This window comes from Rothia sp. HMSC069D01 (assembly GCF_001810135.1).
In the GTDB taxonomy this organism is placed as follows: domain Bacteria; phylum Actinomycetota; class Actinomycetes; order Actinomycetales; family Micrococcaceae; genus Rothia.
The window spans coordinates 146,808-166,776 of sequence record NZ_KV800076.1; the positions used below are offsets into that span (position 1 = coordinate 146,808).

Sequence of the window (19,969 nt, forward strand, 5' to 3'; positions counted from 1 at the left end):
CCGCCCCACCGTGAGCACTCGCACGGTGGGGCGGATTTTTATCGTCAGAAGAGGAGCTTCTTATTGGAGCTCGTCTATTGGAGCTCGTCCGGGGCGGAGGTGTCAGGCTGAATCTGATCCAGATTCGGGATAGAACGCACCGTAGCCCCCAGATGGAGCTCAACCGGGAGTACATCCTCGGGCTGGGTAATTGGGGGAGTGGTCTTCTCTGAGGAATCCTCCTGCTGTAGCTCAATGAGCTCCAGCAGACGCTGCGCGGTACGCTCTGCCATGCCCTCAATCGGCTGAACCACGGTCGCCAACTCCGGCATGAGCAGCTGAACGCTCTGCGTGCCATCGTAACCAATCACCTGGAAATCCTCCGGAACACGAATAGCGCGTGCGCGCGCCCAGCCCAGCGCCAACGCGGCGTAATTATCGTTGGAGGCGAAGACCGCATCCACCGGCTCCGGGCTATCGGCGCGTTCGTCGAGGTGGCGGTAGAGCACCTCACGCTTAATGCCCAGGGAGGGGTGGAAGCCCAGCTCCAGGAACTCCGGCATGAGTCCGGCTTCGAGCATTGCCTCACGGTATCCGCGCTGACGCTCATTGTGCTTACCCAGGGTCGACGTCACGTGCACAATATTCTGCGCACCCGTGGCAATCAGATGCTCCGTGGCGGCGCGGGCGCCTCCGTAATTATCGGAGCGGACATTCGGGTAAAAGCCGCTTTCGAGGCGGTCCACGGTCACCAGGGGAGCCTGGGCGTGCGGAATATTGACCAGCGCGTCAGAGTGGGCGCCGCTGATGATGCCGTCCACCTGATTGGAGAAAAGCATCTCCAGGTAGCGCTTCTCTTGTTCGGGGTGGTCATCGCTATTGCAGAGAATGACCCGGTAGCCTGCTTCGGCAAGGTAACTTTCGAGGCGGTACACCATCTCCCCGTAGAAGGGGTTTGCGACCGTGGGGAAGATGAGGCCCACCATCTGCGAGCGCTGGCCCTGCAGGCTGCGGGCGATGGCGTTGGGGCGGTAGCCGAGTTCCCGCATTGCCTCGTGGACCTTGGTGCGGGTGCTTTCGCTCAGGTAGCCGCGGTTGTTGAGCACGCGGGAGACCGTGGTGGGGGAGACTCCCGCCAGGGCTGCAACGTCGCTGAGTTTGGGCTTAGCCACGGGGGCTCCCTTCGGTATGCTAAACGATTGACATATCTCTCTACTATACCCCGACCGCATACCGCATAAACATTTCAACGCCGGAAAATAGCGCCTTACTACAGCACCGGAATAATCGGAACCCGAGCTCCCACCTCATGGGCAGAACCCCGAACCGAAGAATCATCCAACACCGCACAATGAGTAGCCGCTGCCAACGACGACAACATATGCGACGCCGACTTCGGTAGAGGATACGCTACACCATCACGCACCGACACCGGCAACAGACGAACCCCCGCCGGCTTACGCAAAGTATCAACCGGCTCACCCAAAACAGCCGAATCCAGCTCCGGTAGGGGCATATCCCTCATACCAGCCAAAAGCGGCGGCAAATACGAATACAAAGCCGTGTACGCTGCCAAAGGATTACCCGGCAGACCCAACACAAAACGCTCACGACCAGAATTCGGGCCCGTCTCCGGAACCGGCAAACGCGCAGCCAATGCCGGATGCCCCGGACGCACATCCACCGACTCAAACAAATAGGTTGCGCCCATGTCGTTGAGCACCTTACGCACCAAATCAACACCCGAGGTGCTCGACCCGCCCGTAAACACCAGCACACGAGCCGTCGACGTGGACAAGAACGTGCGGAACTCAGACTCAACATCCGCCAAACGAATCGAAGGGCGCGCCTCGCAGCCAGCAGAAATAATCGCATGCTCCATAAAGCCGCCAAACGCATCACGCACCTGACCAGGCGCAGGCACACCAAAGGTAATGACCTCATTACCCGTAAACGCGCAACGTACCGGAATCGGGGCGTACACCGGCAACTCATCAAAACCATTCGTGCCCAAGAACGCCGCCATACGCGCAGAGATACGGTCGCCGTGGCGTGCCAACAGCTCGCCACGCTCTAGCTCAACACCAGCATGGCGAATATCAGCACCCGGCGCCGGAGGCTCAAAACCCTCCGCCATATCCAGGTAATGAATACTGGACTGAGTCTCCAAATGAGCAGCTACACCAGGGCGAGACGAAGCCTCCGCACCCTCATACAGGCGCGAATGCTCCTCGCGCACAATCGCTTCAGCGCCCTCAGGGAGCAAACCACCCGTCAAAATCGGGGTCGCCTCACCCGGAGCAATCGGCACCGTCAGACGGTGAATATTAGCGCGAGAATCCTCCGGATACGCCGGAGTCACCAGACGCCACGGAGGCACACCCGCCACAGCGTAACCGTCCATCGCGGAAGAGCTGTAGTGGGGCACCGGCATCACCGAATAAACATCATCCGCCAAATAGTGGTCAATTGTCGCCAGCAGCGGCAAAGACTCCGTCTTCACATGGTGTGCAATCTCCAGGCCCTGCTCATGCAAAATCTGGCGGGCCTGCTGCCACGAAACAGAAGGAATATGGTGAGACATCGTACCTCGTAAAAGTGTGTGCGGGACGCGCAACAGCGCGCGAGCTCAAAAACGCTACATGTACACGGCATCTAAAGCCAAGACTTATCACCTAGGGTACTCGTAGTCAGGCCCTAATATCACACTGCGGTAGCTCAGCTACTAATAGCTTGACCAAAGCGAAGTCGTATAACCCAGCGCCTGCGCCTGCTCCCACGTATCAACATCGGCGGTATCAGCGGCAGACATCTGAACCGCCACCGGGTTCAAACGGCGCAAAAAAGAACGAACAGAAGCGTTGGTGGTGCCGGCCGAAAAGACCGAACGAATTGCCTCAAAACGGTAAATACCCACCAGCGGCTGATAGATACCCTCAGAAACACCCCAGAAACCTGCAGATGATTCAGCACCCTCAAATGATTCCGAATCAGTAGGGGAGAAGCCCGCCGTGCGCTCAGCACTTTGCGCCGCAGTAATCAGCTGTTGAACCGCCGGGGCAATACGCGGAGTATCCACACCCAAAATCAGGCACCAGTCGGGCACAGGAATCTGCGAGCGCTCGCAATCGGCCGCAATGCACTCCAAACCGGCATGAATCGCCGCGGCAGGACCCGAAAACGGCGGATCCTCACGAGTACGCAACACCCCCGACGGCAAGGGTAGGCTCTCAGGACCCACCACCACGCGCGGGGATGCGGCGGCCACCGCCTCCAGAGCACAATCCAGCAGAGTATTCGTACCATCAGACAGGGACGCCTTCGGCACGTGGTTCAGGCGGCGAGAAGCACCTCCGGCAACAACGACCGCGGCGCACGAAAAATCGCCCCCAGCGGGAAGTACAGAACCGGGCATTTTATCCGCCCGCATTATCCACCCGCAAAGGGAGGCAGAACGTCCACACGGTCGGCATCCTGCAGAGGTGCCTGCGCATCCGAGCGGGCGCCGTTGACCAGGAACGAGCACTGCTCCATCACCTGCGCAAGAGTCAGACCCGACGGGGTCGTACCCTCCAAGCTCTGACCCAGATGCTCAACGAGCGCGCCAAGAGTTGCCGACGGTAACTCAGCCAAAGGTACCGACAGCTGCGTGGTACCCGCCGCAGAACGTGCGGCAGCGAAAAAATGAACCTGCATAATGCTCCTCAATCCTAAGTCAGGGGACAGCCGAAAATCACGGGCGCAAGATGCCAATAAAAAGCCTTATCCGCGCACCTTCGGCTGATGAATCAGCGGCTTTCCTAGCCACCAATAGCGCTCATCGAGCGGCTCGCCTTAGCGAACTCCTCAATATCGAAGTCAGCGTCTTCCTTACCGTGGGCGCGCGGCTTAAACCACATGCCCTCACGCCAGCGCAGAGCCAGCTGCTTATCGTCAGCACCGGAACGCAGAAGCTGCATCAAATCAGTCTCGGTGTCGGAGAACAAGCAGGAACGAATCTTACCGTCCGCCGTCAGGCGGGTGCGGGTGCATGCATTGCAGAACGACTCCGTGACCGAGGCGATAATACCCACACGGCCCAGCGACTCGGTACCGTCAGCAGGGAAGCCCGCCTCATCCAGGGCAGTACCGAGCGGGTACACCTCCCACAGCTGAGCGGGGGAGTCGCCGCGCGCCTCCGCCACCGAACCCAGAACATACTCAGCCGACAGTTTCTCGCGAATCTCAGCGGCGGTAATCGTGCCCTCACGGGTCCAACGGTTATCAGCATCCAGCGGCATCTGCTCAATGAAACGCAGCTGATAGCCGCCCGCCAACGCCCAACGCAGAAGCTCCGGAGCCTGATCATCATTCAGACCCGGCATCAGCACAGCATTAATCTTGATCGGCCACAGGCCAGCCTCCGCTGCACCATCGATGCCCTTGAGCACGGCGTCGAGCTTATCGCGGCGGGTCAGCTCGGCAAAGGTCTCACGGCAAATCGTATCCAGAGAAACATTGATGCGGGTCAGACCAGCCTCCGCCAGCGCGGCGGCACGCTTCTCCAAACCAATACCGTTCGTCGTAATAGCAAGCGGAACATCCGGATGCGCCTGGTGGATGCGGGAAATAATATCCACCAAATCGGCGCGCACCAGCGGCTCGCCACCGGTAAAGCGGATCTCCTCAACGCCCAGCTCAGTAATCGCAATATCGGCAAGGCGCGCAATCTCCTCGGCGGAGAGCAGATTCTCCTTCGGGAGCCACTGTAAACCATCCGCCGGCATGCAATAAATGCAACGAAGATTACATTTATCGGTCAGCGAGATACGAAGATCAGTCGCCACACGACCCCAACGGTCCAAGAGCGGACCGCTATTCGTAATATTCGGGAGCTTACGCTGTACATTTACGCCATTCTCAGATTTTTGGGGTGTCACAAAAGCAGCCCCGTTACCCTCCGCAGAAGATAAGGTGCTTAACGTTGGGCCCGCAATGAGCTCAGAAGAGGTCGAATTTGCCGTGTACGCCATGTAAAACCTATGTGGAAAATTTGCATATTTCAGGTGACAATATGATTATTCCATGTTCCGGCGCCCCTTACATAGTGTGTGAAGGGTAAGTTACAACTGCGCCACCGCAGACCACCACGAGGAAAACAACGTGTACAAGCTAGGGAAGTACACAAAACGTCATACAGAGCCCACACATGGACGCACCTCACCACCGCAAGAGTACGAAACCATCAAGGAAACAAATTTCATGAAGACCCCCCTCGCAGCCCTCAGCGCGCTCGCCGCCGCAACCCTCGCTCTCACCGGATGCGGCGCCCCCCAGAGCTCCTCCTCATCTTCCTCCTCGTCTGCGGCAAGCAGTCAGGCTGCCTCCGGCAAGGTCGAAGTCTTCGCCGCAGCCTCCCTGAACAACGCCGGCGCAGACCTCGAAAAGGCATACGAAGCCGCCAACCCCGGCGTGGACGTCACCTTCGTCTACGAAGGCTCCGCAAAGCTCGTCAACCAGATTGAGCAGGGCGCAACCCCCGACCTGCTCATCACCGCAGACACCAAGAACATGGACAAGGCAAAGAAACTCGACCAGTTCTCCGGCTCCGAAACCAACGTTCTGGTCACCAATAAGCTCGTGCTCGTCACCGCTGAAGGCAACCCCGGCAAGATCAACAGCCTCGACGACCTCAAGACCACCGACGGCGTCGTCGCAGTCTGCAAAGAAGACGTCCCCTGCGGCACCATCGCCCACCAGGAACTGAAGAAGCACGACATCACCCTCAAGAACGCAACCACCGAAAGCAAGGTCACCGACGTAGCAACCAAGGTCACCACCGGTAACGCCGATGCAGGCTTCATCTACACCACCGACCTCGCCGCAGCCAAGAAGAAGGGCGTCAACCTCGGCTCCGTCGAACTGACCGACGTGGAACGCAACGAATACCCCGCAGCGCTGAGCAAGACCGGCTCCTCCTCCGAAACCGCGAAGAAGTTCAACGAATGGTTGAAGAACTCCGACGAGGCGAAGAAGATCCTCACCGAGTACGGCTTCAACACCGCACAGTAATTCAACACAGTAGGGAACAACCCACGTCTCACCACCCATGACAGACACTACCGCTACCCGCCGCAACGCCGGAACCTCAAGCACACCCGGAAGCAGACTCTTCGCCTCCGTGCCCGTGCTCTTCCTGGTTCCGGCGTCGCTGGGTATTTTCCTCATTGCCGGACCGCTCCTCGGGCTCTTCCTCAACATCCCCTGGAGCCAGCTCGGCAGTATCTTCACCCCGCAGGTGCTCGGGGCGGCGAACCTCTCCCTCAGCACCGCCGCCGCATCCACCCTCATCTGCGGGCTTCTCGGCGCGCCCCTGGCGCTTGTGCTCTCCAAAGTGCTCAATCGCTCGCGGCTACACCGGTTTGGGTCGGTCCTCTACGCCATCATCTACACCCCGGTGATTCTCTCTCCGGTTGTCTCCGGCCTCGGGCTACTCTTCTTCTGGGGACGCAAAGGCATGATTGGCACCTACCTCTACCAGTCGGGAATCTCTATTCCATTCACCCCCAACGCGGTGATTATCGCCCAGGTATTCGTCGCCCTACCCTTCTTCGTTGCCACTGCGGTCACCACCCTGCAGGCTATTCCCCGCGAATACGAAGAAATTGCCCTCGTCGAAGGCGCTAAACCCGCAGAAATTACTTTCAAAGTGCTGCTACCCCTCGCTGCGCCCGGCCTTGCCACCGCTTTCCTGCTCTCCTTCGCCCGTGCCCTCGGCGAATACGGCGCAACCGTCACCTTCGCCGGCAACGTGCAAGGCAAAACCCAAACCATACCCCTCGCCATCGACCTGGCCATCAACAGCAGCGACATCCCCAGCGCCCTCGGAAGCGCCCTGATTCTCATCAGCCTCTACCTAGGAATCTTCGGGGTCCTCGGCCTGATCCGCGCTCTGAAAAAACTACGCGAAAGCACCCGATAAACCACCCCGTCGCTTGCCCCGCACACCACCGGGAGCATACCGGTCCTTAGGCGAAACTGCATTTACCAGCCCACAAAAACACACCTACACTAGTCATAACCGCCGCCGCACGATTGGAACCGCCATGATTGCCCCCGAATTCAACGGAACCCCCAGCACCGAGGAATACCGCGCCTACCTGGCGCTACTGCTGCGCGAAGTCTTCATCGGCACCGCAGAAACGGTTCCCCTCTACCACGCGGCAGGACGCATCCTCGCCCAAGACGTCACCGCACGCATGGACGTACCCAGCTTCGACAACTCCCAAATGGACGGCTACGCCCTCACCGCCGAAGCCGCAGAACGCGAAGACCGCATCTTCACCGTCGGACGCGAAATCCCCGCTGGCCGCCCCCTCCAACGTTCCCGCTCCTCTGACGACCTGACCTACCCCATCATGACCGGCGCGCCCATGCCTAAGGGCTACGACGCCGTCATCCCCGTCGAACAGTCTGAACGCATCGAATATCCCGACCTACCCGAGTCCTTCGGCCGCCCCAGCGAAAAGGTCAAACTCGCCCCCGGCAAGCCCGGACAATTCGTGCGCCGCCGCGGCGAAGACGTCGTCACCGGCCAGGTCCTCGCACGCGCCGGTGAACGCATCACCCCCGCCATGCTTGGTGCGCTCGCATCCCAGGGCTACGCACGCCTGACCGTTGCGGCTGGTCCTCGCGTGCTCGTGTGCACCGGCGGCGACGAGATCCTCTCCGGCGTTGAAGAAGATGGAAGCGCCACCACTCAGGAACTTGGCCAGGGCCAGATTTTTGACGCCAACGGACCCATGCTCACCGCCATGCTCCGCGAAGACGGAGCGGAGGTGCGCCGCATCGCTATCGGTGACGACCCGGTAGAGCTGGTGCACCGCCTCGTAGCAGAGTACGAGAGCTTCAAACCGGACATCATCATCACCTCGGGTGGTATTAGCCACGGCAAATACGAGGTGGTCCGTAACGCCATCGCCAAGGCACACGAAGCCGATATTCTGGTGCCCGTCTCCTGGTTTGGCCACGTCAGCCAGCAGCCCGGCGGCCCCCAGGGCGTGAACCTGCTCGACTTCAAGGGCCACCGCGTGCCCATGATCTCCTTCCCCGGAAACCCAGTGAGCACGCTCATCTCGTACGCGCTGATTCTGCGCCCCTACCTGCGTGCTGGCGGTCCCTACGGTGTGCCCTACGCGGTCGCCTCCGAACAAGCGACCTTGAATAACGCACCGCGAGGCGTGCTCGTCACCGAAACCCCGCTCACCGCACCGGCGGCCAAACGCCAGTTCCTGCGCGGCACCCTCGCCATGGTCGAGGTGGAACCCGGAACCTACCGGGTGGAGCTCTACCCGGACGTCCTCTCAGGCTCGCACCTGCTGCACCGCGCCGCCCAGGCGGATGTGCTCATCGAGCTGGCGCCCGGAACCACCTACACCGGGGGAGAAGCGGTACCCTACCACCGCATTCGCCTCACCGATAACTAAGCGAAACACACCCGCGTTGTTCCTTGCGTGAACGACAAGGAATAATTGAGACTCATACTAAGTAACGATTCGCGGCAGAAGAATACCGCGCTGAAGCCAGGAGAAACGATGACCTCTACCTCGCAGCCCAACCAGGAACTGACCCACGTGCGCGCCGACGGCTCAGCACACATGGTGGACGTTACGGAGAAGTCGGTCACCACCCGCACCGCCCTGGCGGAGGCAACCGTGCGCACCCGCGAAGACGTCATCGCCATGATTTTTGATGCAGACCTGCCCAAGGGCGACGCGCTTCCGGTTGCACGTGTTGCCGGCATTATGGGTGCTAAGCGCACCCCGGAAATCATTCCTCTCTGCCACCCGCTGCCCCTGGGCAAGATCACGGTGGACTTTGAGCGCGGTACCGACTTCGTGCGTATTGAGGCGTCCGTGAAGACCCGCGGCGTCACCGGCGTAGAGATGGAGGCGCTCACCGCCGTCTCCTCGGCGGCACTGACCGTTTTCGACATGATCAAGGCAGTCGATAAGTACGCCGTCATTACCGATATCCGTGTTCTGGAGAAGAGTGGTGGCAAGTCCGGCGACTGGTCCGTCCGCGAGGACTCCTAAGCTACGGCGGCACACCCCGTCACCTGATAGATACAGAAAAGGAAAGCCAATGAGTAGCGAAGACTACACCATGCCCGAGAACCTCACCGGCCTGGTTATTGTCGCCTCCACCCGCGCAGCCCGCGGCGTGTACGAGGATAAGTCCGGCCCCATCGCCGTGGAGTGGTTGCGCTCGCGCGGCTTTGACACCCCGGATGCCGTGGTCATTGAAGACCGTGAGATTGTCGAGTACTTCAACACCTTGGTGGCCGAGGGCAAGAAGAACGGTAACCTGCCGACGTTCATCCTGACCAGCGGCGGTACCGGCCTGAACTCTGACGACCAGACCGTGGAGGCGGTTCGCCCCCACCTGGATAAGGAAGTTCCCGGCGTTATGCATGCCTTCTGGATGAACGGTCTGAAGAACGTTCCCGCGGCTGTGCTTTCACGCGGCGTGGCGGGCGTGATTGACCGTACCTTCGTGATGACCCTGCCCGGTTCGCGCGGTGGCGTGAAGGACGGCGTGGCGACCCTAGACCCGCTTGTTGAGCACATTTGCCGTCAGATGGAGGACTACCATGACCACTAAGCCGCAGAAGGAAGAATCCCTGGACCACTCGGGTGCCCACGGTGCTGAGCCGAGCGGCTCGACCGTGGTGTTCACCGATATTACGGAGGCGCCCCTGGAACCGCTGTACGCGGCGGCTAAGGCTGAGGTCATGACTGACGCCATGGGTGCCCTGGTAATTTTTGACGGCATTGTGCGCAACCATGATCACGGTAGCGCGGTGCGCGGGCTGTCTTATAGCGCGCATCCGCAGGCTCGAGAGTATATTGCGGAGGTTGCTGCTGAGGTTGCCGCCGAGCTGGATGGCGTGCGTCTGTGGGCCGTGCACCGTGTGGGTCCGATTGCTATTGGCGAGTCGGCTCTGACCGTGATGGCTGCGGCTGCTCACCGTGGCCGTGCGTTTGATGCTTGCGAGCTGGTGGCTGACCGGGTGAAGGCTCGCGTGCCGATTTGGAAGGAACAGGAACTGCTCGATGGAAGCATCGAGTGGGTTGGCGTGGATACTTCGTCCGTCTAGCCTTCTGAATATTCTGAATATAAGCCTGTCAGGGGGATTTCTCTCGGGCAGGCTTATTCTCCTTGAAGCTTGGACCCCTAAAATTCAAACCATCTCTACTATTTGATGCGAGGAACCCCTATGTCTTCTCACACCTCTCGTAGCGCGAGCGAGCTCTCTGCCGCTGAGCGTGCGTTCTACTCTCGTCAGCTGATTCTGCCCGAAATGGGGTACGAAGCTCAGCTGGCACTCAAGCGTGCGCGAGTGGTGGTGCTTGGCGCTGGCGGTTTGGGTGCTCCCGCGCTGCTGTACCTGGCGGGTGCCGGGGTCGGTCAGATTGTGGTGGTTGATGATGACGTCGTGGATGCTTCGAATCTGCACCGCCAGGTGATTCATACGCACGCCAGGGTGGGTAATTCTAAGGCTGACTCTGCCGCTGAGTCTTTGCGCTCGCTGAATCCTTTTATTGAGGTTGTGCCGGTGCGTGAGCGTTTAACGGAGGCGAATGTTGATGATTTGCTGTCTGGCGCTGATTTGGTGCTGGATGGTAGCGATAATTTTGAGTCGCGTTATATGGTGTCGGCGGCGGCGGCGCGTGCTGGGATTGCGCATGTGTGGGCTGCGATTCTTGGCTTTGATGCGCAGTTGAGTGTGTTTTGGGCGGGACACGGTCCGGTGTATGAGGATTTGTACCCTCATGCTCCTGCTGCCGGTAGTGTGCCTTCGTGTAGTACTGCTGGCGTGGTGGGCGCTATGGCTGGTGTGGTGGGTGCTGCTATGGCTATGGAGGCCGTGAAGCTGTTGACCGGGGTGGGGGAGCCACTCATGGGTGAGGTTGGCCTATATTCGGCGTTAAGCGGGAGGTGGGAATATATACCTCTCGTAGCTAGCGTGCAAGCTGTACCTAAGAAAAGTGTCGTTTTGCCTCAAGAAACGAGTTATAAGCCCAAAAATTATGTAACAATTCGTAATATTTCTCAGGATTTTACTAGCTCTTCTACTGATTCGACGCCTCGTCCCATAAGTGCCCAGGACCTTAAAAAGCTGTCATCGGATGAAAATATTGCCCTTTTGGACGTCCGTGAGCAGGTGGAATTCGAAGCTTTTGCTATTGATGGGGCTATTAATCTTCCTCTGACTGAGTTGCTGGAGGCCGGTCGGAATAGTGTTTTAAAGGCCTTGATTGAGCGTAAAATCCCCGCAAATGCCCAGAAAATCGTTATTTACTGCACTGGATACGCTAGAACGGTTGAGGCGGCTCGCGAAATTGCCCCTTTGGTAGGGCGTTCTGTGTATATGTTGGAGGGCGGAATTTCTGCCTGGCTTACGGTCTAAAACACCCTTATTTCGCATGAATTAGGCAAGGTTTTTATCTCGTATTTTCCATGCCAAATTTCAGATATATTGGGCAGTATGGAACAAGCATCACAGATTAAGGGCCCGGATGGCCCCCTTACCGATCAGCTGATTAAGTTCGGTAAGTTCTTCTCCCGCTGGGATGAGACTGAAGACGGCCGCGCCGTCTTCCGTGAAGGCGGCCGTGAAGGTGACGCCTTCTACCGCGACCGTTGGAGCCACGATAAGGAAGTTCGCTCTACCCACGGCGTGAACTGCACCGGCTCCTGCTCCTGGAAGGTGTATGTCAAGGATGGCATTATCACCTGGGAAGCACAGGAAACCGACTACCCCACGGTTGGTCCCGACCGCCCCGAGTACGAGCCCCGCGGCTGCCCCCGCGGTGCAGCGTTCTCGTGGTACACCTACTCTCCCACTCGCGTTAAGTACCCCTACGTTCGCGGTCTCCTGCTGGAGATGTACCGCGAAGCGAAGGCAATCCACAACGATCCCGTGGACGCCTTCCACTCCATCGTGTCCGACCCCGCCAAGCGTGCACGCTACGTTAACGCACGTGGTAAGGGTGGTCTGGTGCGCTCGACCTGGGCTGAGGCTCTTGAGCTGATGGCTGCTGCTCACGTGCACACCATCAAGTACTACGGTCCCGACCGTAACACCGGCTTCACCCCGATTCCGGCAATGTCCATGACCTCCTTCAGCGCGGGTGTTCGCTACATCCAGCTGACCGGTGGTGTCATGACCAGCTTCTACGACTGGTATGCCGACCTTCCCGTGGCTTCCCCGCAGGTCTTCGGCGACCAGACCGACGTTCCCGAGTCCGGCGACTGGTGGGACGCTGCATACCTCATCATGTGGGGCGCAAACGTTCCGCTGACCCGTACCCCGGATGCTCACTGGGTCTCCGAGGTCCGCTACCGCGGTACCAAGGTTGTCACCGTGAGCCCCGACTACGCCGACAACACCAAGTTTGCTGACGAGTGGCTGCCCGCACAGGCAGGTACCGACGCGGCACTGGCTATGGCAATGGGTCACGTCATCCTCAAGGAGAACTATGTCGACCAGCGTGTCGAGTTCTTCGAGGACTTCTCCCTGACCTACACCGACCTTCCCTTCCTGGTCACCCTGGAAACCCGCGAAGACGGCGTGAAGGTCCCCTCCAAGTTCCTGACCGCTGCAAAGCTTGCTGGTGAGGCTGAGCAGCAGAACGCTGACTTCAAGCCTGTCCTGATGGACCGCGAGACCGGTGAGGTCTTCGTGCCCAACGGCACCATGGGTCACCGTTACGCTCAGGAAGACCAGGGCAAGTGGAACCTGGACCTGCAGGGTCGTAAGCCGATTCTGTCGATTCGCGACCTGCCCCAGGGCCAGACCGCAGCCGTGGAAATCAAGATGCCGACCTTCGATAACCCGAAGGGTCACGGCGACGTCATTACCCGCGGTGTGCCCGTAGCCTACGTTGAAGGCCACGAAGTCACCACTGTCTTCGACATCATGCTGGCACACTACGGTGTGGGCCGCGAGGGCCTGCCCGGTACCTGGGCTAAGGACTACGAGGACTGGAACGTCCAGAACACCCCGGCATGGCAGGAACAGATTACTTCTGTCCCCGCCGAGGCTGTTATCCGCGTTGCCCGCGAGTTCGCTAAGAGCGCCCTGGATTCCGGCGGCCGCTCCATGATCATCTTCGGTGCAGGTATCTGCCAGTGGTACCACGCTGACACCACCTACCGCGCTATCCTCGCCCTGCTGAACCTGACCGGTTCCCAGGGCCGTAACGGTGGCGGTTGGGCTCACTACGTGGGCCAGGAGAAGGCACGTCCGCTGACCGGTCTGACCAACATTGCTAACGCTCTGGACTGGAGCCGCCCGCCGCGTCACATGATTGGTACCGGCTTCTGGTACATGCACACTGACCAGTTCCGTCAGGATGCATACTCCACCGATTACCTGCAGTCCCCGCTGGCTAAGGGTGAGTTGCGCGATGTGCACACTGCTGACGTTGTGGCACGCTCCGTGCGCATGGGCTGGATGCCGTTCTTCCCGCAGTTCCCCGAGAACCCGATGGAACTGGCTGATAAGGCAGAGCAGGCAGTGGCACGCGGCGAGGCTTCCTCGAACGCGGACTACATTGCACAGCGCCTGAACTCCGGTGACCTGGAGTTCTCCGTTGAGGACGTCGACAACCCCGTCAACTGGCCTCGTACCCTGACCCTGTGGCGTTCGAACCTGTTCGGTTCCTCCGCTAAGGGTGAGAGTTACTTCCTGAAGCACCTGGTCGGTAGTATGGACAACGTCCAGGGTTCCGACGCGGAGAAGCACCCGAACGAAGTGAAGTGGGTCGACGACGCACCTCAGGGCAAGCTGGATCTGCTGGTCACCTCGGACTTCCGTATGACTACCACGACCCTGCTGTCTGACATCGTTCTGCCGACTGCTACCTGGTACGAGAAGCACGATATCTCCTCGACCGATATGCACCCGTTCCTGCACGCGTTCTCCCCGGCGATTGACCCGCCGTGGGAGGCAAAGACCGACCACGAGACCTTCAAGGCTCTGGCATACGAGTTCTCTCGCCTGGCTAAGAAGCACCTCGGCGTCCGCAAGGACATCGTTTCGGTCCCGCTGCTGCACGACACCCCCGGCCAGATTGCTCAGCCCGGCGGTCACGCACCCGACTGGAAGAACACCCCCGGTATGGTGGGCGTGCCCGGCAAGAACATGCCGAACTTCGTCACTGTCGAGCGTGACTACGGCGCAGTGTACGACATGTACACCACCGTTGGCCCGCTGTTCGATAAGCTCGGCGCCACCACTAAGTTCATCACTTACGATCTGAAGGACGAAGTCGCGAAGATGGCTAAGGAATTCGGTGTGATGGACTCCGGTAAGGGCGCAGGCCGTCCGGCACTGGATACCGACGTGAAGATTTCTGAAGCAATCCTCATGATTTCCGGTACCGCTAACGGCGCGGTCGCTGTCAAGGGCTTCAAGGAGCTCGAGAAGCAGACCGGTCTGCACCTGATGGACCTGGCAGAAGGTAACGAGGAACGTCGTATCACCTTCCCCATGACCCAGGCCGCACCGCAGCCCGTGATGACTTCCCCCGAGTGGTCCGGTTCGGAAACCGGCGGTCGCCGCTACGCTCCGTTCACCGTCAACATCGAGAAGAAGAAGCCGTTCCACACTCTGACCGGCCGTATGCACTTCTTCCTCGACCACGACTGGATGCACGAAATGGGCGAGGCTCTGCCGATTTACCGTCCGCCGCTGGACATGACCGGCCTGTACAACGAGCCCGAGCTCGGTACTACCGATGGTGTTTCGGTTGCTGTTCGCTACCTGACCCCGCACAACAAGTGGGCAATCCACTCGCAGTACTTCGACAACCACTACATGCTCAGCATGTTCCGTGGCGGTCCGGTTGCGTGGATGAGCCCGCAGGACGCTGAGAAGATTGGCGTCAAGGACGGCGAGTGGATTGAGTGTGTGAACACCAACGGTGTCTTCGTCGGCCGCGCGGTCGTTTCGCACCGTATGCCCGAGGGTGTCTGCTACGTTTACCACGCTCAGGAGCGTATGGTTAGCCCGAAGTCTGAAGTCACCGGTAAGCGCGGTGGTATTCACAACTCGGTGACCCGTATTCTTCTGAAGCCTACCCACATGATTGGTGGCTACGCTCACCAGGCGTTCGCCTTCAACTATCTTGGACCGACCGGTAACCAGCGAGATATCGTCTCGTACATCCGTCGCCGTAAGTCCCAGGAGGTAACTTTCTAATGCGCGTTATGGCACAAGTTGCTATGGTGATGGCGCTCGATAAGTGCATCGGCTGCCACACCTGCTCCGTGACCTGTAAGCAGGCATGGACGAACCGAGCCGGTACCGAGTACGTCTGGTTCAACAACGTTGAGACTCGTCCCGGTCAGGGTTACCCCCGCCGTTACGAGGATCAGGAGAAGTGGAAGGGCGGCTGGGTGCTGAACAAGCGCGGTCGTCTGGAGCTCAAGAGCGGTAACCGCTTCCAGAAGCTCTTCACGATTTTCGCTTCCCCGATTCAGCCCGAGCTGAACGACTACTACGAGCCCTGGACCTACGATTACCAGAACCTGACCAGTGCTCCTCTGGGTGATGACTTCCCGGCTGCTAAGCCGGTCTCCCTCATCACCGGTGAGGACACCAAGGTCGAGTGGGGTATGAACTGGGACGACAACCTGGCTGGTGCGACCGAGTACGGTCACCTGGACCCGCTGGTTGAGAAGGTTCGCAAGAAGGCAGAGGACAAGATTAAGTTCGAGTTCGAGCAGACCTTCATGTTCTACCTGCCTCGTATTTGTGAGCACTGCTTGAACCCCTCCTGCATGGCTTCTTGCCCCTCCGGCGCTATCTACAAGCGCGCTGAGGACGGTATCGTTCTGGTTGACCAGGACCGTTGCCGCGGTTGGCGTCAGTGCATCACCGGCTGCCCCTACAAGAAGGTGTACTTCAACCACAAGACGGGTAAGGCTGAGAAGTGTACCTTCTGCTACCCCCGTATTGAGGCTGGTATTCCGACCGTGTGTGCTGAGACCTGTGTTGGTCGTATGCGCTACATCGGTATCTTCCTCTACGATGCAGACCGCGTGACTGAGGCTGCTTCGGTCGAGGATGAGAAGGATCTCTACGAGGCTCAGCTGTCGCTGATGCTTGATCCTTCGGATCCGGCTGTGATTGAGCAGGCTCGTAAGAACGACATCCCCGATGCGTGGATTACTGCAGCTCAGAAGTCGCCCGTGTACAAGCTGGCGAAGGAGTGGAAGGTGGCTCTGCCCCTGCACCCCGAGTACCGCACCATGCCCATGGTTTGGTACGTGCCGCCGCTGTCGCCGATCGTTGACCTGCTCAAGGAGCAGGGCCACGATGCAGAGAACAGCAACAACCTGTTCGGCGCTATTGAGTCTCTCCGTATTCCGGTTGAGTACCTGGCTGAGCTGTTCACCGCTGGTGACACTGAGGTTGTTACTAACGTTCTGCGCCGCCTGGCTGCGATGCGTTCGTACATGCGTGACATCAACCTCGGTGGCGAAGGCAACGAGGAGATTGCTCAGGCAGTTGGCATGACCGGTCAGCAGGTGTACGAGATGTACCGCCTGATGGCTATCGCTAAGTACAACGAGCGTTACGTCATTCCGAAGGCTCACATGGAGGACGCCCACAACCTTGAGGAAATGGGTTGCTCCCTGAGCGTGGATGGCGGACCCGGCATGTACGGCGATGCGTTCAACGACATGGAGGGTCGCCCGACCCCCGTGTCCACCGGTGTCTACGAGGCTAACAACAAGGTCAGCTTGTTCAGCTGGGACGGTTCTTCCCGTCCTGACGGCCTCTTCCCGAATACCACCGGAAAGAAGTAATAAGTGGCTGGATTCTTTTCCAAGCTCATGGGCAAAGTCGGTTCCGAGGCTGCTGTCTCGGAGCCGGCTCAGCCGGAGAACCCGTTCGATATCGATTACGGTCCCGGCGAGGATAAGGACTCGGTAATCTACCAGGTGAGCGGTATGCTGCTGGGCTACCCCGATGAGGAAACTCTGAAGGTTTTGCCCGAACTGGTTGAGATTACCGCTTCCACTCAGGATGAGGCTTTCATTGCTGCCGTTGATGCGGTTCAGCAGTGGCTGACTTCTAAGGACCTGGAGGATGTGCAGTCCGAGTACGTGCAGGAGTATGACCTTTCGCGTCGTCATTCTCTGCACCTGTCCTACTGGACCGATGGCGATACCCGCCGCCGTGGTGAGACTCTTCTGCGTTTTAAGCAGATGTACCGCGACTCCGGTATGTTTACTGTTTTGAATGGCGAGCTTCCGGACTACCTGCCGCTGGTGCTGGAGTTCTGTGCGTTGGTGGATCGCCGTAAGGGCCGTTCCGCTTTGCAGGCGTACCGTCCGTCCCTTGAGCTTCTTCGTCTGTCCATGAAGGACGGAAATCTGCCCCACTACGGGTTGTTGCAGAGCATCTGCGATACCCTTCCTGGCGTCTCTCCGCAGACTCAGGAGGAGGTTCAGAAGATGGCTGGCTACGGCCCTCCCGTCGAGACTGTTGGCTTGGATGGTTACGCTGATCATCAGCTGCTCCAGCAGGCTTCGGCGCGTTCTAACTAGTTTTATCCCTTGTGAGGAGACAACACGTGTACGTACTTGCTTCTGAGAACGCAGGACATGCTGCACAGGCTGTAGCCGATCCGGGTATTGTGGACATCCTGCTGTGGGGCGTTCTGCCCTATGTTGCGCTGGTCGTTCTGATTGGTGGCACCATTTGGCGTTACCGTACTGACCAGTTCGGATGGACTACCCGCTCGTCCCAGGTCTATGAATCGAAGCTGCTGCGCATTGCTTCGCCCCTGTTCCACTACGGTCTTGCGGCCGTTTTCCTTGGTCACGTTGGTGGCCTGGTGGTTCCCAAGTCGTTTACCGACCTGGTCTTGTCGGAAGACGCTTACCACATGATGGCGCTGGTTGTAGGTTCTGCAGCCGCGGTTGCAACCATTGTTGGTATGTTCATTCTGATTGGTCGTCGCGCTTCGAACTCTCGTGTTCGTTCGGCTACCACCCGTAATGACGTTTTCATGTACGTCATTCTGGTCCTGGTGATTCTCGCTGGCACTGCGGCTACTCTGATTTCGGCGGTGAACCCCTCGGGCGGTTTGCCTCCGGTGAATGGTCACGAGGTTCACTTCAACTACCGTGAGACCATCGCTGTTTGGTTCCGTTCGCTGTTCTACTTCCACCCTGAGGTAGCTTTGATGGTGAATATTCCCGTGGCTTTCAAGATTCACATCGTGGTGGCTATGGTTCTGTTCATCATTTGGCCCTTTACCCGCCTGGTGCATGCACTGACTGTGCCCCTGCACTACCTCTTCCGCCCCTACACCGTGTACCGCACTCGTGGCGGCCAGCGTGTTGGTGCACGTCGAGGTTGGGATCCGGTAGGTACTCTCCCGCGTGAGCGCGCCGACCGCTAATACACATATCCATATTGCAAAAGAGGAAATATGAGCACCCCTGTTGCACCGAGCTACGACCTGAAGAATGGTCAGCTCCGTAACGTTCTGCTGGCAACGTTCATCTCGACCATCGGCTTCTGGGCTTGGACTATTGTTGGTCCGCTGGCCAAGCTGTACGCCAAGCAGATGCACTTGGACGCTGGTATGACCAGTGTTCTGGTGGCTATGCCGATTTTTATCGGCGCTATTGGCCGTATTCCCGTTGGTGGTCTGACTGACCGCTACGGTGGTCGTATTATGTTCACCGCTGTTCTGGCGATTAGCGCACCCCTGGTCTTCCTGGTTGGTGTTGCTGGTCAGATGAACTCGCTGCCCATGCTGCTTGTTGTGGCGTTCTTCCTGGGTATTGCGGGTACCGTGTTCGCTGTGGGTATTCCCTTCAGTTCCGCATGGTATGACGCTTCCAAGAAGGGTTTTGCGACCGGTGTGTTCGGTGCCGGCATGGTGGGTACTGCAATTTCTGCATTCGCTACCCCCCGCCTGGTGCAGGGTATTGGTTACTTCCAGACTCACGTTCTGATTGCTGTTATCTGTGCTGTAACCGCTGCTATCTCTTTCTTCTTCTTGAAGGATTCTCCGGCAACCATCGGCCGTGAGGTTACTCCGCTGATGCCGAAGATTGTTCAGGCATTCAAGGTGAAGACCACTTGGCAGCTGTGCTTCCTCTACGCTGTTGTGTTCGGTGCGTTCGTGGCATTCTCGAACTACCTGCCTACTTACCTGAGCAACATCTACAACTTCAACGCTAACGACGCTGGTATGCGTGCGGCTGGCTTTGCGGTTGCTGCTGTGATTGCTCGTCCCTTCGGTGGTGTGCTGGCTGATAAGTTCGGTCCGAAGATTATCACCCTCATCTCCCTGGGTGGTGTGGTGATCCTGGCAGTTATTACCGCGTTCCAGCCTGATGCTGAGCACGTGTATGGTGCTGTTTTCATCCTGATGGCTGCTCTTCTGGGTCTGGGCCACGGCTCGGTCTTCGGCTGGGTGGCTCGTGCGGCTGATCCAAAGAACGTTGGTGCGGTGTCCGGTGTGGTTGCTGCTGCTGGCGCTCTGGGTGGTTTCTTCCCGCCGCTGGTGATGGGTGCAACCTACAACCAGGCTGAGAACAACTACTTCATCGGTCTGATGCTGCTGGCCGTGACCGCGTTCCTCGCCTTTCTGTCGGCATTCCTCGTGCCGCACGGTGGCAAGCCCAACCACGCTAAGTAGGGTCTTCTAATACATCCTTCTGCGGGATGTATGTGAAGTTTGCTTTGACTGAGTCCGGCTCGTTTTCTCTTCGGAGAGAACGAGCCGGGCTTTGTGCGTTTCTGCTGTTTTTCCTCTAACAGGGAGGGAGCTTAGCGGGGCAAAAGACTTTGATGTTTAGGCATGTCAAATGTTGGTAAAGCTAGCAAAACTTTGTGGAGATGTGGGACACTTAAGATGTTCGACTCGTCGCAATAGCGCGACGTGACCCCTTTACGGTTTGCGCCGACTAA

17 protein-coding genes are annotated in these 19,969 nt (G+C 58.7%); 12 read left to right on the forward strand and 5 right to left on the reverse strand.

All coding sequences use genetic code 11. From position 1 onward, the window contains the following. Positions 1-74: 74 nt before the first annotated feature. The 5 genes from HMPREF2710_RS00685 to moaA form a co-directional block, all read right to left on the reverse strand. Positions 75-1,151, reverse strand: a complete 1,077-nt coding sequence (locus tag HMPREF2710_RS00685) for a LacI family DNA-binding transcriptional regulator (RefSeq protein WP_070506951.1) — start codon at positions 1,149-1,151, stop codon at positions 75-77. A gap of 98 nt (positions 1,152-1,249) precedes the next feature. Continuing rightward, a complete protein-coding gene (locus HMPREF2710_RS00690) occupies positions 1,250-2,563 on the reverse strand; it encodes a molybdopterin molybdotransferase MoeA (protein WP_070506949.1) in 1,314 nt (437 codons plus the stop codon). Between the two features lie 141 nt (positions 2,564-2,704). Further along, positions 2,705-3,409, reverse strand: a complete 705-nt coding sequence (locus HMPREF2710_RS00695) for a molybdenum cofactor guanylyltransferase (protein ID WP_049338070.1) — start codon at positions 3,407-3,409, stop codon at positions 2,705-2,707. Continuing rightward, positions 3,409-3,675: a MoaD/ThiS family protein gene (locus HMPREF2710_RS00700; RefSeq protein WP_049338071.1), complete on the reverse strand. Its 267-nt coding sequence runs from the start codon at positions 3,673-3,675 to the stop codon at positions 3,409-3,411. The genes HMPREF2710_RS00695 and HMPREF2710_RS00700 overlap by 1 nt, the downstream gene beginning before the upstream one ends. Positions 3,676-3,779: 104 nt before the next feature. Next, on the reverse strand, positions 3,780-4,991 hold the full coding sequence (gene moaA / locus HMPREF2710_RS00705; RefSeq protein WP_012903023.1) for a GTP 3',8-cyclase MoaA: 1,212 nt from the start codon (positions 4,989-4,991) through the stop codon (positions 3,780-3,782). A gap of 229 nt (positions 4,992-5,220) precedes the next feature. On the opposite strand from moaA, the gene modA reads away from it, so the two are divergent. From modA to HMPREF2710_RS00765, 12 genes are all read left to right on the forward strand, one after another. Further along, positions 5,221-6,030 carry a molybdate ABC transporter substrate-binding protein gene (gene modA / locus HMPREF2710_RS00710; protein ID WP_044150191.1) on the forward strand — a complete coding sequence of 270 codons (810 nt, stop codon included), beginning with the start codon at positions 5,221-5,223 and terminating at the stop codon, positions 6,028-6,030. Positions 6,031-6,067: 37 nt separating this feature from the next. Then, complete coding sequence (locus HMPREF2710_RS00715) at positions 6,068-6,940, forward strand: ABC transporter permease (RefSeq protein ID WP_012903025.1); 873 nt, start codon at positions 6,068-6,070, stop codon at positions 6,938-6,940. A gap of 124 nt (positions 6,941-7,064) precedes the next feature. Beyond that, positions 7,065-8,444, forward strand: a complete 1,380-nt coding sequence (locus HMPREF2710_RS00720; RefSeq protein WP_044150194.1) for a molybdopterin molybdotransferase MoeA — start codon at positions 7,065-7,067, stop codon at positions 8,442-8,444. A gap of 108 nt (positions 8,445-8,552) precedes the next feature. Further along, positions 8,553-9,053 (forward strand): cyclic pyranopterin monophosphate synthase MoaC, encoded by a 501-nt coding sequence (gene moaC / locus HMPREF2710_RS00725; RefSeq protein ID WP_005508376.1) that lies wholly within the window; start codon positions 8,553-8,555, stop codon positions 9,051-9,053. A gap of 49 nt (positions 9,054-9,102) precedes the next feature. Then, entirely contained in the window at positions 9,103-9,621 is a 519-nt protein-coding gene (locus HMPREF2710_RS00730) for a MogA/MoaB family molybdenum cofactor biosynthesis protein (protein WP_070541425.1), read from the forward strand. Next, entirely contained in the window at positions 9,611-10,117 is a 507-nt protein-coding gene (locus HMPREF2710_RS00735; RefSeq protein ID WP_070599011.1) for a molybdenum cofactor biosynthesis protein MoaE, read from the forward strand. The genes HMPREF2710_RS00730 and HMPREF2710_RS00735 overlap by 11 nt, the downstream gene beginning before the upstream one ends. 120 nt (positions 10,118-10,237) lie before the next feature. Continuing rightward, positions 10,238-11,431, forward strand: a complete 1,194-nt coding sequence (locus HMPREF2710_RS00740) for a ThiF family adenylyltransferase (RefSeq protein ID WP_060824413.1) — start codon at positions 10,238-10,240, stop codon at positions 11,429-11,431. Between the two features lie 78 nt (positions 11,432-11,509). After that, the gene (locus tag HMPREF2710_RS00745; protein WP_070541428.1) at positions 11,510-15,229 is read left to right on the forward strand and encodes a nitrate reductase subunit alpha; all 3,720 of its coding nucleotides are present in this window, start codon (positions 11,510-11,512) and stop codon (positions 15,227-15,229) included. Then, complete coding sequence (gene narH, locus HMPREF2710_RS00750) at positions 15,229-16,842, forward strand: nitrate reductase subunit beta (RefSeq protein ID WP_005504921.1); 1,614 nt, start codon at positions 15,229-15,231, stop codon at positions 16,840-16,842. The genes HMPREF2710_RS00745 and narH overlap by 1 nt, the downstream gene beginning before the upstream one ends. 3 nt (positions 16,843-16,845) lie before the next feature. Further along, entirely contained in the window at positions 16,846-17,586 is a 741-nt protein-coding gene (narJ, locus tag HMPREF2710_RS00755) for a nitrate reductase molybdenum cofactor assembly chaperone (RefSeq protein ID WP_070599012.1), read from the forward strand. A 26-nt stretch (positions 17,587-17,612) separates the two neighbouring features. Further along, the gene (gene narI / locus HMPREF2710_RS00760) at positions 17,613-18,446 is read left to right on the forward strand and encodes a respiratory nitrate reductase subunit gamma (RefSeq protein WP_070599015.1); all 834 of its coding nucleotides are present in this window, start codon (positions 17,613-17,615) and stop codon (positions 18,444-18,446) included. 30 nt (positions 18,447-18,476) lie between these two features. Beyond that, complete coding sequence (locus HMPREF2710_RS00765; RefSeq protein WP_049363181.1) at positions 18,477-19,697, forward strand: MFS transporter; 1,221 nt, start codon at positions 18,477-18,479, stop codon at positions 19,695-19,697. Positions 19,698-19,969 lie beyond the last annotated feature (272 nt).